We start from the raw sequence: 13,642 nt of genomic DNA, 5'->3' as shown, positions 1-13,642 counted from the left end.
CGCACTAACGGTACCGGAGCCGGTCTTCGGTGGGCGCACTCGCTGGTCCTCGAAAAACTTAGTTAGCGGGCGTAACGTTCATGCTGCATCGTCCGAGCGGTCTTCGGACCACGAACTGGGAGGCAGAACATGTGCGGAATCACGGGGTGGGTGTCCTACGGACGCGACCTACGGAACGAAACCGGGACACTGCGTGCGATGACGGACACGATGAGCCGGAGGGGCCCCGACGACGAGGGCCTGTGGACGGCCGAACATGCCGCGCTCGGCCACCGACGCCTCGCGATCATCGACATCCCCGGCGGTCACCAACCCATGACGCTGACGCGACCGGACGGCTCCGAGGCCGTCATCGTCTACAGCGGCGAAACCTACAACTTCCGGGAACTGCGTCGGTCGCTCCCCGACACCTTCACCACGAACAGCGACACCGAGGTCGTTCTGCACGCACACGAGGAATGGGGCCAGGGCGCCGTCGAACATCTCAACGGGATGTTCGCGTACGCGCTGTGGGACTCGCGCACGCAGGAACTTCTCCTCGTTCGTGACCGCCTCGGCGTCAAACCGCTCTACTACCTGGAAACCGAGGACGGCGTCCTGTTCGGCTCCGAACCGAAGGCGATTCTCGCCAATCCCCTCGCATCGAAGAACGTCGGTGTCGACGGCCTCCGCCGGCTGCTCGGCTTCGTGGCCGACCCGTCGAACGCGGTGTTCGACGGCATGAAGGAGGTACCGCCGGGCCACGTCGTCCGCGTGTCCGCGCACGGGCTTCGGGAAGTACGGTACTGGGGCCTCGACGACCACGAGCACACCGACGACCTCGACACGACGATCGCCACCGTTCGAGAGTTGTTGGACGACACAGCCTCTCGCCAGTTGATCGCCGACGTACCGCTGTGCACGTTGCTGTCGGGCGGACTCGACTCGTCGGCGCTGACGGCTCTCGCAGCACAGCAGTTGGCTGCGGCGGACAAGGGAGCGGTGCGATCGTTCGCCGTCGACTTCGTCGGCTACGCAGACAATTTCGTCGCCGACGGACTTCGCGACGCGCCCGACACGCAATTCGTCCGCGATGTCGCCGACCACGTGGCCGCCGATCATCGCGACATCGTCCTCGGCAACGACGACCTGCTCGATCCCGCGCACCGCGCCGCGGTCTTGGCCGCCCGTGACTACCCGGGTCTCGGCGACATGGACACATCGCTCTACCTGTTGTTCCGAGCGGTGCGGGAGCAGTCGACGGTCGCACTCTCGGGTGAGTCCGCCGACGAGGTCTTCGGCGGTTACGCCGACTTCCACGATCCGAAAGTCGTTGCCGCCGATACGTTCCCGTGGCTCGCAGGCGGTATGGCCCAGGGACGCGACACGATGGCTGCGTTCGCGCCCGATGTTCGCGCGCAACTGGACATGGACTCCTACTACGAGGCGCAGTACCGTCGCGCACTCGCCGAGGTGCCCACGCGCACGGGCGATGTGGGGTTGGAGGCGCGGATGCGGCAGATCTCCTACCTGTACCTGACGCGTTTTCTGCCGTTGCTCCTCGAACGCAAGGACCGGATGAGCATGGCCGTCGGCCTCGAGGTTCGCGTGCCGTTCTGCGATCACCGACTGGTGCAGTACGTGTTCGGGACGCCATGGGCCTTCAAGACGTTCGACGGTCGAGAGAAGAGCCTGTTGCGGGCAGCGACGGCGGATCTACTGCCGCAGTCGGTGGTGCAGCGCGTCAAGAGCCCGTATCCGAGCACACAGGATCCGCACTACGCGAAGACGATTCTTCAGGAACTCGGTGCGGTGCTGGACGATTCGAACGCACCCGTCGGCGCCCTTCTGGACCGGACGGAGGTCGAGAAGCTCCTCGGGGCGCAGGACGATGTGCATGCCCGTCACGCGGCGGAGCGAGTCGTCGGCATCAATTCCTGGTTGGCCGACCATACGATCAGCCTGTAAGCGGCTCCGCCGACCGTGCGTGGGAATGTATAGCCCTCTACGTATTCCCACGCACGGCAGGTGTCAGGGCCTGCTCAGTGCACTCACGTTCGCGTTGTCGCCGTCGACGGGCTGGCCGGCAGCCGTCGCCAGCAGACCTTCCAGGACATGCTTGCCCAGCGCGTTGTCGGCGGGCAGCTTGATCGGGTACTTGCCGGTGAAGCATGCCGTGCACAGACGCGACTCCGGCTGCTCGGAGGCCGCGATCATGCCCTCGGTCGAGATGTATCCGAGGGAGTCGGCTCCGATGGCCTGGCGCACGCCTTCGAGAATGCCGTCCTCGGCGTCGACGCCGTTCGCGATCAACTCGGCGGGCGACGCGAAGTCGATGCCGTAGAAGCATGGCCAGCGAACCGGCGGCGACGCGATGCGGACGTGGATCTCGAGTGCACCTGCTTCGCGCAGCATGCGGATGAGCGCACGCTGGGTGTTGCCGCGAACGATCGAATCGTCCACCACGACAAGCCTTTTGCCCCGAATGACCTCTTTGAGAGGATTCAGTTTGAGGCGAATACCGAGCTGACGGATGGTCTGCGACGGCTGAATGAAGGTGCGCCCGACATACGCGTTCTTCATCAGACCCTGGCCGTACGGGATGCCCGAGCCCTGCGCGAAGCCGACCGCGGCAGGTGTACCCGACTCGGGTACCGGGATCACCAGGTCGCCCTCCGCGGGATGTTCCTGTGCCAGGCGACGCCCGATCTCGACGCGCGTCGAGTGGACCGAACGCCCGCCGATGACGCTGTCGGGACGCGCGAGGTAGACGTACTCGAACACGCAGCCCTTGGGCTCGGGGGCCGCGAACCGCGACGAGCGGACACCGTCGGCGTCGATCGCCAGCAGCTCGCCCGGCTCGATGTCACGCACGAACGCGGCACCGACGATGTCGAGCGCGGCCGTCTCGCTGGCCACGACCCAACCGCGATCGAGACGTCCGAGCGACAGCGGGCGGATACCGTGCGGGTCACGAGCCGCGTACAGCGTGTGCTCGTCCATGAACGTGAGACAGAACGCGCCCTTCAGCGTGGGCAGCAGTTCCATCGCGGCCTGCTCGATCGTGCGGTCGGCCGCCTTGTGCGCGAGCAGCGCGGTCACGACGTCGGAGTCCGACGTCCCGTTGCCCTGCAGGCGATCGCTGATGAGGCCTTCCTCGCGAGCCCGCGAGGCGAGGTCCGCGAAGTTGACGAGGTTGCCGTTGTGGCCGAGCGCGATGCCCGTGCCCGCGGTCGTGGTGCGGAAGATCGGCTGCGCGTTCTCCCAGGTGACCGAGCCACTGGTCGAATAGCGGCAGTGTCCGACGGCGACATGCCCCGGCATGGCGCCGAGGGTCTGCTCGTCGAAGACCTGGCTGACGAGACCGAGATCCTTGAACACCAGGACCTGGGAACCGTCGGAGACCGCGATGCCCGCAGCTTCCTGGCCGCGGTGCTGCAGCGCATAGAGCCCGTAATACGAGAGCTTGGCCACATCCTCCCCCGGAGCCCAGACTCCGAATACGCCGCACTCTTCTCGAGGCTCGTTCTCGGGTTCGTCGAGGGGCTTGCCTACCAGAAGATTTGGACTGTCGACCGACAAATCGGCAGAGGTCACAGCACTGCTCCCTTGGGGGATGGGGCGGGGGGCCGTGCCCAGTCTACGGGCACGCGAGACATGTCAACGCATCGACGGCCCTGCGCCATTCCCGAACCGAGCACTTTGTCGTCACCCGCTGTCCACCTCGGGGGCGTTCAGGCACGCAGGATCGGCAACCAGTGCCCTACCTCGGACGCCCTGCTCCCCGACGCACTGATCGCCCCGTCGCGGAGGGCGTCGTCGAACGACCGGACCCCCAGCGCGATCTCGAGCCAGGTCCGTGCGTCGGTCTCGACGACGTTGGGCGGCGTCCCCCGCGTGTGCCGCGGGCCGGTGATGCACTGCACCGCGACGAAGGGCGGCACCCGCACCTCGACGCTCGATCCCGGCGCCACCTGGGCCAGCGTCCTCGCGGTGGTGCGGACGGCGTCGGCAAGCGCTGCCCGCGGGGGCTTGTCCAGGGACCCGTCGCGCACCCAGTCGGCGACGGCCAGCACGGCGGTGCGGACCTGTTCGGGGGTCACGGTTTTCGTCGGAGCCACGTCGTTCAGCCTAATTCCGTGTCGTAGCGACGCGCGCGCACGGCCGACACCGCTCCCGACGCGTTGATCGCGTAGTGCAGCAACGCCGGCGCGAGCACACTGCCACTACGACGGCGCAGCCACGAGAACAGCACGCCCGCGGCAGAGGTGGCGGCAATGGTTCCGAGAACGGAGTCGCCCGCCGCACGGGCCGGATGAATGTGCCAGAGGCCGAAGAAGATCGGCGACCATCGCGGTGCCACCGCGTCGAACACTCCGCGAAAGATCAACTCCTCGGCGACGACGGTTCCGACGGGGATGCGAAAGAGGATCCACTCGGCGAGGTCGTCGTCCGACGGCCTGACGTTCGCGGCGAGGGCGGGTACCGCCGCGACGACCGCAGCACCGGTGACAGGAACGGCAGCAGCCGCGAGCCCCCATCGCAGTCCCGCGCGCCACGGCCCGAGGGGTGATCGGGTGACGGCAGCCAGCGATACCCCGAACGCCGCGTTCACCACGGCCCGACGGCGGGGCGACAGACCCAGCGCAGGCACGACGACCGTGCTCCAGGCCGTCGTCGCGGCCCCCAGGAGGACGGCCCTCACTTCTCCGGACCGTCGCGGCCGGCGAACTTGTCCATGACCGCGCGGACCTTCTCGGTGTCCTCGGCCGTCCAGCCCTCGGGCGCGGCGACCGATACCCAGCCGTCGAGGACGAGGGTTCCGTAGTTGTGGCCGTGTCCGTCCGGGACGCCTGCCGCATTGGTGAGGTCGGCCGCGACCTGCCAGAACGTGACGATCGGGAACCACCGCATGTCCGGTAGACGGTCCGGCCCCGGCGCTTCGGCGAGCCAGTCCGGGCGTTCGAACAGCAGGTCGGGCGACCACCACACCACCGGATCGGACGCGTGCTGCACGTAGAGAACCCGCGGACTGAGCCACGGTTCCGATTCCGGCGGGATGCCGCTGGAGTTGTCGGCGAACCGCACGACGAGGCCGTCGGCGTAGACCGGGCGCACTTCGGGCGTGCCGGGATCGCGTCGCGTCACGAATTGCGACCACAACCGGTTCGCGTTGGGCGGGCCGACCCACAACACGCCGTCGACGCTGTCGCGGATCTCGGCAAGGCCGTCGAACGCACCTTCGCCCGCCTGCGTGCCGAGGCTCTCGCCGTAGACGTACAGCCGGGGACGCGTCGCCTCGGGCTCTTGAAGCCAGCGCTGGCGAACCTTGTCGATCAAGGCCTTGCCGGCCTCGGCGGCCTTGTCGCGCTCGGCGAGGAACGAGATCCAACTCGGCAGATACGAGTACTGCGCGGCGACGGTAGCGACGTCGCCGGCGAACATGAGCTCCTCGGCTTCGATCGCCGTCGGGTTGACCCAGCCCGTCCCGGTCGTCGGCACGACGACCAGCGCCTGCCGCTGGAACGCGCCGGTCCGTTCGAGCTCCCGGACGACGATGTCGAGACGTTCGTCCTGGGTGTCCGCGGTCTCGAGGCCCGCGTACGCACGAATGGGCTCGAGCGCGGGCCGGCCGAGACCGTCGGAGATCTCGTCCGCGCTCAGTCCGCTGGACACGAAGTTCCGGCCCTCGAATCCGAGGGTGTCCCACGGCGCCAACGACACCGGGCTACCCGACCGTTCCGGCCGCAGGGGCTGGACAGCGCCGTCGCGAGTTTCGTTGTTCTGCAGGCTGAACACGGAATTGGTGACGTCGGACACCGCCCGCAGCAGGACGCCCTGCACGAGCGCGATGACGAGAACCACGACGAGGACGACGCCGATGACGTTGGCGACCTCGCGCGGCATCTTGACGATCTTGTTGACCTGACGCGCCACGAAGCGCACCAAATCGCGGAGCACGCGCATACCGGAGATGAACAGCGCGGCGACGCCGATGCTCAACGCGCCGGTGCGAAAGTAGCCGGTCGTCGTCGTGCCTTCGGCATCCATCAGTGCGGCGAGCTCACGCTGCCAACCGGCCGAGAGATACAGCATGTACAGCGAGGCGAGAACCGCGATCGGAACGATCGCGAACTTGACGTACAGCTCCACCTTGCGCGGCAGAGGCCACCAGGACTTGCCGCCCAGGAACCACCGACGTACCGCCCACCCGACGACGACGCCGAAGCCGTAGCCGATGGCGGCGTTGATACCACCGATCAGCCCCTGGAACAGCCAATCGCGCGGCAGCAGCGACGGCGTCAGCGACCAGCAGAAGAACAACGCGCCGAACGCGATTCCGGTGAAGTCGAGTTTCAGCAGCCCCCACAGCCACATGACGAAGGGGTGCTTGTCCGGGGAGGGCACCGACAGTTCGATCGGGAGACGGTAGTGCGAGTGCTCGCGCTCTACCGTGTCGACTGTCCCCTCCGATGCCTCTCCCCCGGACATGGCCTACCCGAAGAGTCTGGGAAGGGTGCCCTCGAAGGTTTCACGGAGCTCGGTCATGGAGACCGAGAACTGACCCTGAACTTCGATGTCGTCCGAGCCTTCGTCGACGACGCCGATGCGTGTCCACGGCAGACCACGGGCGCTGCACATGCCGGTGAAACGGGTCTCCTCGGTGCGCGGCACGGCGACGAGCACGCGGCCGGAGGACTCGGAGAACAGCGTGACGAACGGATCCGCGCCCTCGGGAAGCAGGATGCGGCAACCGGTTTCACCGGCCAACGCGGCTTCGACGACGGTCTGCGCGAGTCCACCCTCGGACAGATCGTGCGCGGCGCTGATCAGGCCGTCGCGCGACCCGGCGAGCAGGATGTCCGCGAGGAGCTGCTCGCGTGCCAGGTCGACCTTCGGCGGCACGCCACCGAGGTGATCGTGCTCGACCTGCGCCCAGATGGAACCGTCGAACTCGTCGTGGGTGTCGCCGAGCAGAATCAGCGTCTCGCCGGGCTCGAGGCCGAGGCCGGTCGGGATCCGGCGGTGGACGTCGTCGATGACACCGAGAACGCCGACGACCGGGGTCGGGAGGATGGCTTCCGAGCCGGTCTGGTTGTAGAAGCTGACGTTGCCGCCGGTGACCGGGATGCCGAGGGTGGCACAGCCGTCGGCCAGACCGCGGACGGCCTGCTGGAACTGCCACATGACACCCGGGTCCTCGGGGGATCCGAAGTTGAGGCAGTTGGTGACGGCCTTCGGGGTCGCACCGGTGACGGCGACGTTGCGGAAGGCTTCGGCCAGCGCGAGCTGAGCACCCTGGTAGGGATCGAGCGCGGTGTAGCGGCCCGACGCATCGGTGGCCAGCGCGATGCCGCGGCCGGACTTCTCGTCGATGCGAACCACACCGGCGTCAGCGTTCTCGGCGAGGACGGTATTCCCGCGGACGTAGCGGTCGTACTGCTCGGTGATGAACTTGCGGCTGCACAGCTGCGGCGAACCGATCATCTTCAGGAGCGTGGCCTTCAACTCGTCCGGCGTCTGCGGACGAGTCAGCGATGCAGTCGAATTCGCGACGAGTGCGTCCTGGGTGTCGGGACGCTGCACCGGGCGGGTGTAGACCGGGCCTTCGTGCGCAACGGTCTTCGGCGGAACGTCGACGACGGTCTCACCGTGCCACGTGATTTCGAGGTGATCGCCGTCGGTGACCTCACCGATGACCGTCGCGAGCACGTCCCACTTCGTGCAGACGGCCATGAACTTCTCGACGTTCTCGGGCGTGACGACGGCGCACATGCGCTCCTGCGACTCGCTCGACAGCACCTCTGCCGGAGTCATTCCGGTGGCGCGCATCGGCACCTGCTCGAGCGCGATGTGCATGCCACCGCTACCTGCGGACGCGAGTTCTGAAGTAGCACAGGACAATCCGGCACCGCCGAGGTCCTGGATACCGACGACGAGCTTGTTCGCGTACAGCTCCAGGCAGGCCTCGATGAGGACCTTCTCGGTGAACGGGTCGCCGACCTGGACGGCAGGAAGCTTCTTCCGCGTAGTTCCCTTCTCGCCGTCGGCTGCGACATCGCCGTCGAACGTCTCCGACGCGAGGACGGACACGCCGCCGATGCCGTCGAGGCCGGTGCGCGCACCGAACAGGATGATCTTGTTGCCGACACCCGACGCGAATGCGAGGTGCATGTCCTCGACGCGCATGACGCCTGCGCACAGCGCGTTGAGCAGCGGGTTGCCGGCGTAGGACGCGTCGAACACCGTCTCGCCGCCCACGTTGGGAAGACCGAGGGAGTTGCCGTAGCCGCCGACGCCGGAGACGATGCCGGACAGCACGCGGCGCGTGTCGGGCGCATCTGCAGCACCGAAACGCAGCTGATCCATGACGGCGATGGGACGTGCGCCCATGGCCATGATGTCGCGGACGATGCCGCCGACGCCCGTCGCGGCACCCTGGTAGGGCTCGACGTACGACGGGTGATTGTGGCTCTCGACCTTGAACGTGACGGCCCAGCCGTCACCGACGTCGACGACGCCTGCGTTCTCACCGATACCGGCGAGCATCGACTCACGCATCTCGTCGGTGGTGGTCTCGCCGAAGTACTTCAGGTGCACCTTGGAGGACTTGTACGAGCAGTGCTCGCTCCACATGACGGAGTACATCGCCAACTCGGCGTCGGTGGGGCGACGGCCGAGAATCTCTTTGATTCGGGCGTACTCGTCGTCCTTGAGTCCGAGTTCCTTGTACGGCTGCGCCACGTCCGGTGTGGCGACTGCGGTTGACACTGTATCGACGGACACGAGGAGTGAGTCCTTCCCTGGAGCGAATTGCCGAGGTCAGTCTATCCGTGCAGGCCGACAGGCTCTAATCAGTGTTCGTCGTTTGTGCGAACATGGCCTGGTGGACATCCCTTTGACCGAGAACGATCTGGACGAAACAGGCGTCATCACGCCGCAGATGGTGGTCAAGGGGGTGGACGTCCCGAAGAAGGCCGTCGTCTGCTTCTTCGCCGAGGTGATCGAGTCCATAGCAGGCGAAGGCAAGGCTCGGGTGCTGTCGATCCTGCGGTCCGAGCACGGCGAACACCCGGTCTACGAGATCGAACGCGCAGGTGAGCGTCTCGCGGTGTTCCATCCGGGCGTCGGTGCGCCGCTCGCCGCCCTGTTTCTCGAAGAAGCGATCGCACTCGGGTGCGAGGAGTTCGTCGCCGTCGGCGGGGCGGGCGCGCTGACCGATCAGCTCGGGATGGGACACGTCATGGTCGTCGACAGCGCCGTGCGCGACGAGGGCACGTCCTTCCACTACCTCCCGCCGGGTCGCGTCGTCGATGCGGATCCCGACGGCGTCGCGCTGCTGCAGCAGGTGCTGACCGAGGCGGGCATCGATCACGTCACCGGTCGGTCGTGGACCACCGACGCGCTGTACCGCGAGACCCGAAGCCGGGTGTCGAGGCGCGTCGACGAGGGGTGTCTGACGGTCGACATGGAAGCGTCGGCGTTCTGTGCCGTCGCGAAGTATCGCGGGGTGCGCTTCGCGCAGTTGCTGTACGCCGGTGACTCGCTGGCGGCCGACTGGGAGCACCGCGGCTGGACCAAAGCGGGCACCGTCCGCGAGCAGTTGTTCTGGCTCGCGGCCGATGCCTGCGTGCGCTTCTGATTCCGCTGGCACCTGGCTTGTCGAGCGAGCACCCTTCTTGCCGAGCTAGCCCCCGAATTCGCGGCTCATGTGGGGTGTTGGCAGTGCAAAAAGGGTGTCAGCTCCCCGAGATTGCTACGCCGCAGGCGCCAGGAACGCCGCCAGTGCATCGGCGTACGCCGTGATGTCCGACGCGCCCATGAGCTCACGTGAGCTGTGCATCGCGAGTTGCGCAGCGCCGACGTCGACGGTCGACAGCCCGGTGCGCGACGCGGTGATCGGCCCGATCGTCGAGCCGCACGGCAGGTCCGCGCGGTGGACGTACCTCTGCAGTGGCACGCCCGCCTGGTCGCACGCCAACGCGAACGCGCCTGCACCTGCGGAATCCGTTGCGTACCTGAGGTTTTGATTGACCTTCAGCACCGGGCCGCCGCCGAGTCCGATGCGGTGCGCCGGCTCGTGGCGATCCGGGTAGTTGGGGTGCGTCGCGTGTGCCATGTCGCCCGACGCGCAGATCGAGCCCGCCATCGTGCGCAGGAACTCCTCGCGCCCGCCGCCGCGTCCGAGCACGATCCGTTCGAGCACCGTGTTCAACAGATCCGAGAATGCACCGCGGTCGGACATGCTGCCGACCTCCTCGTGGTCGAACAGTGCAAGCACCGGCGTGACGTCCGTCGGCGCGGCGACCGCTGCGATCAGCGCTTGCGTCCCGGCGTAGCAGGTGCCCTGATTGTCGAGCCGGGGCGCGCTGACCAGCTCGGATCCGACGCCGACGATCGCGCTCGGGGCCAGATCGTGCGTCATCAGCTCCCACCCGAGAACGTCGGTGGGTTCGACGCCTTCCAGTGCGGCCACGTAGTCCACGAACGAGCGAGGTGAATTTCCGACGCCCCAGATCGCGTTGACGTGTCGCTGCGGGTCGAGCGTGACGCCTTTGCGGTCCTCGGACAGGTGAATCGCCAGCTGCGGCACACGCAGAATCGGCTCGTCGACCTTGACGAGTACTTCACGCAGGCTGCTGCCGTCGCGCACGCTGAGTCGACCGGAGATTCCGAGATCCCGATCGAGCCACGAGTTCAGCCAGGCGCCCCCGTACGGTTCGAGCCCGACCATCTGCCACCCCGCGGATTCGAGATCCGGGTTCTGCTTCACGCGGAGGTTGGGGCTGTCGGTGTGTCCGCCGACGATCCTGAACGGGCCATCGGCGTGAGTACTCCAGGCCACGAGAGACCCACCACGGATCAGGTAGTACTTCCCCGGTTCCGTCGGCCATCCCTCGGTCTCCTCGACACGGACGAATCCGACCTCCTCGAGCTGTACCGACACCGTTCGGCACACATGGAATGGCGACGGAGAGACGTCGACGAAATTGCACAGACCGGCAGCAGTGGCGTTGGAGGACATGGGAACCATTGTGTCAGCCACTGCGTCGAACAGGACAAGACCACATCGACAGTCGGGAGCTGACATGAATTACCTTGCGCAACAACCGTTTACCGCAACATCTGTCGCGATCATCCGAATGAAGGTGATCGCCGCGTGCAAGAGCCGCGGGGTCGAGGTGACGACGATCGACGGGATGACGTTGCGGATGGAATCGGGATTCACGATGGGACTGCACAACCTGGTGCAGCGGTGCAGCGTCAACGATCGCCGACATTGGGACGACATGATCGAGTTCCACGTGACGACGACGCTCGAGACGCAACGTCTTTCGAACCCCGAATACCTTCTCGGCATGCCCGACGACGAGTTCTACATGCGTCTTCGTGAACGAGTAGTTCCACCCGAGATCTTGTCGATCGTGAACGAGTACTCGTACTCCAGCCCGTTGGTCGACGCGCCCGGTTCGCCACGGCGGGTACTCAACCTCTCGTTTCCGAACCTGGCCCTGAACGTGGCAGACCGGTATCTCGCCAACCGAGATCTGTCTGCCGCGTGGGCGTTCGGCCGCGAGAACACCGCGGCCGTGAAGTTCGAGACGTACGAGAGCATGCTGAAAGACGACGTCGCCGTCGAGGTTCGGCGTGGCGATTCGATCTATCTGGCGTCCAAGGTGGCGAACATGCCGCGCTTCCTCGCTGACGAACTGGGTGACGCCCCGTTCGGCGTTCTGTTCGCCGTACCGAGCGCATACGAGATCGACTGCCACCGCCTACGCTCGCACGACGAAGCACAACGCGCCGCGGACCTGCTGCTCGAGCTCGCGGTCATGCTGTCGACCGACACCCCCAGCCAGCTCTCAAGCGAGGTGTTCTTCTGGCGCGACGACGAGTACTGCCAGGTGTCCCGCAACGGTGTCGTCGAGCCGACAGGGCGTTTCGCCGACACGCTGCGTGAACTTGCCGACGGCTAGTGCGTTCCGGCCACCGACACCATGTGGGTCAGGCGTTGACGACCGCGTCGAGAGCCGAGTAGAAGATGCCGAGACCGTCGTCGCTCGGGCCCGTCAGGGGCTCGGTGGCGTGCTCGGGGTGCGGCATCAGTCCGACGACGCGGCCGTTGGGCGAGCAGATGCCCGCGATCTCGCGCTGCGAACCGTTCGGGTTGGATCCGCTGTAGCGGAACACGACTCGGCCTTCGCCCTCGAGCTCGTCGAGCACGTTCTGCGGCGCCTGGTAGCGGCCCTCGGCGTTCTTGACCGGGATCAGGATCTCGGCGCCGACGTCGTAGCGCGACGACCACGCGGTGTCGGTGTTCTCCACCTTCAGCCACTGGTCGCGGCACACGAAATGCAGCGCTTCGTTGCGGGTGAGCGCGCCGGGAAGGAGACCGACCTCGCACAGGACCTGGAAACCGTTGCAGATGCCGAGCACGGGCATACCGCCCTGAGCTGCGGTGACGACCGATTCCATGACCGGCGCGAATCGAGCGATGGCACCCGCGCGCAGGTAGTCACCGTAGGAGAAGCCGCCGGGCACGACGATGGCGTCGACACCCTTCAGGTCGGCGTCGGCATGCCACAGGCTGACGGGCTCACCGCCGGCGAGCGAGACTGCGCGCGATGCGTCGACGTCGTCGAGGGTTCCGGGGAACGTGATTACACCGATGCGAGCGCTCATGCGAGACGGGTGACCTTCCAGTCCTCGATCACCGTGTTCGCGAGAAGCGACTCGGCGATCTTCTCGAGCTCGGCGTCGTCGACGCTGTCGTCGACCTCGAGCTCGAAACGCTTGCCCTGACGCACGTCGGACACTCCGGCGACGCCCAGCCGACCCAGCGCACCCGCGATGGCCTGACCTTGCGGATCGAGAATTTCGGCCTTGGGCATGACATCGACAACTACTCGGGCCACGAGGAAGCTCCTAGGAAAAGATGTTTACCGGCAAAAGAGAGTTTACGCAGGCACTGCGACAGTCGCGAAACTGCGCATATGTTGAGTACATGCGACTGACACACTTCGGACATTCCTGTGTACTCGTCGAACTGAACGGCACGACCGTGCTCTTCGACCCCGGCAACTTCTCGCACGGGTTCGAGGGCATCACGGGTCTCGACGCCATCCTCGTCACCCACCAGCATCCGGATCATGTCGATCTCGAGCGGCTTCCTGCTCTGCTGCAAGACAATCCGGGTGCCGCGCTGTACGCCGATCCCATGACGACGTCTCAGCTCGGTGAACGCTGGACGGCCGCGCACGCGGGCGACGTCTTCTCGATCGGCGGCATCCAGGTCACCGGCGTCGGCGGTACGCACGCGGTGATTCATCCCGAGCTTCCCGTGATCGACAACACGGGCTATCTCCTCGGCACACCCGAGAATCCCGGTCAGCTTCTGCATCCGGGCGACTCGTTGTTCGTGCCGGAACAGAAGGTCGACGTGCTGGCGCTCCCGACGGCAGCGCCATGGTCGAAGCTCTCGGAGAACGTCGAGTTCCTGCGTGCGGTCGCGCCGCGGGCGGCATTCCCGATCCATCAGGCGGTCGTCGCCGAGCAGGCACGCGGCATCTACTACGGACGGTTCACGGACATGGCCGACGACGCCACCGAGTTTCGTACGTTCGACGCCGAGACCAGCGTCGAGATCTAGCCCACGTGCGCG

The 13,642-nt window shown here is 66.5% G+C and carries 12 protein-coding genes; 4 read left to right on the top strand and 8 right to left on the bottom strand.

Annotated elements, in window-relative coordinates:
• The first annotated feature begins 129 nt into the window (after positions 1-129).
• Positions 130-1,947, top strand: a complete 1,818-nt coding sequence (asnB, locus tag RhoFasB10_RS06265) for an asparagine synthase (glutamine-hydrolyzing) (RefSeq protein WP_084423699.1) — start codon at positions 130-132, stop codon at positions 1,945-1,947.
• Between the two features lie 63 nt (positions 1,948-2,010).
• On the opposite strand, the gene purF is transcribed toward asnB, so the two are convergent.
• The 5 genes from purF to purL all read right to left on the bottom strand — a co-directional run bounded on the left by purF (position 2,011) and on the right by purL (position 8,766).
• Positions 2,011-3,576 carry an amidophosphoribosyltransferase gene (gene purF, locus RhoFasB10_RS06260; RefSeq protein WP_068424917.1) on the bottom strand — a complete coding sequence of 522 codons (1,566 nt, stop codon included), beginning with the start codon at positions 3,574-3,576 and terminating at the stop codon, positions 2,011-2,013.
• Between the two features lie 137 nt (positions 3,577-3,713).
• Positions 3,714-4,100 carry a sterol carrier family protein gene (locus RhoFasB10_RS06255; RefSeq protein ID WP_068424920.1) on the bottom strand — a complete coding sequence of 129 codons (387 nt, stop codon included), beginning with the start codon at positions 4,098-4,100 and terminating at the stop codon, positions 3,714-3,716.
• A 5-nt stretch (positions 4,101-4,105) separates the two neighbouring features.
• Positions 4,106-4,684 carry a CPBP family intramembrane glutamic endopeptidase gene (locus RhoFasB10_RS06250; protein ID WP_068424922.1) on the bottom strand — a complete coding sequence of 193 codons (579 nt, stop codon included), beginning with the start codon at positions 4,682-4,684 and terminating at the stop codon, positions 4,106-4,108.
• Entirely contained in the window at positions 4,681-6,471 is a 1,791-nt protein-coding gene (locus RhoFasB10_RS06245) for an alpha/beta hydrolase (RefSeq protein ID WP_167675616.1), read from the bottom strand. Before RhoFasB10_RS06245 ends, RhoFasB10_RS06250 begins: the two co-directional genes overlap by 4 nt.
• A gap of 3 nt (positions 6,472-6,474) precedes the next feature.
• Positions 6,475-8,766 carry a phosphoribosylformylglycinamidine synthase subunit PurL gene (gene purL, locus RhoFasB10_RS06240; RefSeq protein ID WP_167675614.1) on the bottom strand — a complete coding sequence of 764 codons (2,292 nt, stop codon included), beginning with the start codon at positions 8,764-8,766 and terminating at the stop codon, positions 6,475-6,477.
• 100 nt (positions 8,767-8,866) lie between these two features.
• Between purL and RhoFasB10_RS06235 the strand changes: the two genes are divergently transcribed.
• Positions 8,867-9,622, top strand: a complete 756-nt coding sequence (locus tag RhoFasB10_RS06235) for a nucleoside phosphorylase (protein ID WP_254303487.1) — start codon at positions 8,867-8,869, stop codon at positions 9,620-9,622.
• Positions 9,623-9,736: 114 nt separating this feature from the next.
• On the opposite strand, the gene RhoFasB10_RS06230 is transcribed toward RhoFasB10_RS06235, so the two are convergent.
• Positions 9,737-11,014 carry a M18 family aminopeptidase gene (locus tag RhoFasB10_RS06230; protein ID WP_167675612.1) on the bottom strand — a complete coding sequence of 426 codons (1,278 nt, stop codon included), beginning with the start codon at positions 11,012-11,014 and terminating at the stop codon, positions 9,737-9,739.
• Between the two features lie 109 nt (positions 11,015-11,123).
• On the opposite strand from RhoFasB10_RS06230, the gene RhoFasB10_RS06225 reads away from it, so the two are divergent.
• Positions 11,124-11,957 (top strand): hypothetical protein, encoded by an 834-nt coding sequence (locus RhoFasB10_RS06225; protein ID WP_206030564.1) that lies wholly within the window; start codon positions 11,124-11,126, stop codon positions 11,955-11,957.
• A 28-nt stretch (positions 11,958-11,985) separates the two neighbouring features.
• On the opposite strand, the gene purQ is transcribed toward RhoFasB10_RS06225, so the two are convergent.
• Positions 11,986-12,663: a phosphoribosylformylglycinamidine synthase subunit PurQ gene (purQ, locus tag RhoFasB10_RS06220; RefSeq protein ID WP_068424940.1), complete on the bottom strand. Its 678-nt coding sequence runs from the start codon at positions 12,661-12,663 to the stop codon at positions 11,986-11,988.
• A complete protein-coding gene (gene purS / locus RhoFasB10_RS06215; protein ID WP_068424943.1) occupies positions 12,660-12,896 on the bottom strand; it encodes a phosphoribosylformylglycinamidine synthase subunit PurS in 237 nt (78 codons plus the stop codon). The genes purQ and purS overlap by 4 nt, the downstream gene beginning before the upstream one ends.
• An 89-nt stretch (positions 12,897-12,985) precedes the next feature.
• Here purS and RhoFasB10_RS06210 point away from each other — a divergent pair, with 89 nt between their 5' ends.
• Positions 12,986-13,630 carry an MBL fold metallo-hydrolase gene (locus RhoFasB10_RS06210; protein WP_068424945.1) on the top strand — a complete coding sequence of 215 codons (645 nt, stop codon included), beginning with the start codon at positions 12,986-12,988 and terminating at the stop codon, positions 13,628-13,630.
• Positions 13,631-13,642: the final 12 nt, after the last annotated feature.

It is taken from the genome of Rhodococcus sp. B10 (assembly GCF_011770055.1).
GTDB lineage: Bacteria > Actinomycetota > Actinomycetes > Mycobacteriales > Mycobacteriaceae > Rhodococcoides > Rhodococcoides kyotonensis_B.
The sequence above is the reverse complement of the archived record's forward strand: the minus strand, read 5'-3'. Positions and strand labels throughout refer to the sequence as shown.

What these genes read in the sequence shown, in the direction of transcription:
- asnB (WP_084423699.1), top strand. Translation starts at nt 130, where the DNA reads ATGTGCGGAATCACGGGGTGGGTGTCCTACGGACGCGACCTACGGAAC.
- RhoFasB10_RS06245 (WP_167675616.1), bottom strand. Translation starts at nt 6,471, where the DNA reads ATGTCCGGGGGAGAGGCATCGGAGGGGACAGTCGACACGGTAGAGCGC.
- RhoFasB10_RS06230 (WP_167675612.1), bottom strand. Translation starts at nt 11,014, where the DNA reads ATGGTTCCCATGTCCTCCAACGCCACTGCTGCCGGTCTGTGCAATTTC.
- RhoFasB10_RS06225 (WP_206030564.1), top strand. Translation starts at nt 11,124, where the DNA reads ATGAAGGTGATCGCCGCGTGCAAGAGCCGCGGGGTCGAGGTGACGACG.
- purQ (WP_068424940.1), bottom strand. Translation starts at nt 12,663, where the DNA reads ATGAGCGCTCGCATCGGTGTAATCACGTTCCCCGGAACCCTCGACGAC.
- RhoFasB10_RS06210 (WP_068424945.1), top strand. Translation starts at nt 12,986, where the DNA reads ATGCGACTGACACACTTCGGACATTCCTGTGTACTCGTCGAACTGAAC.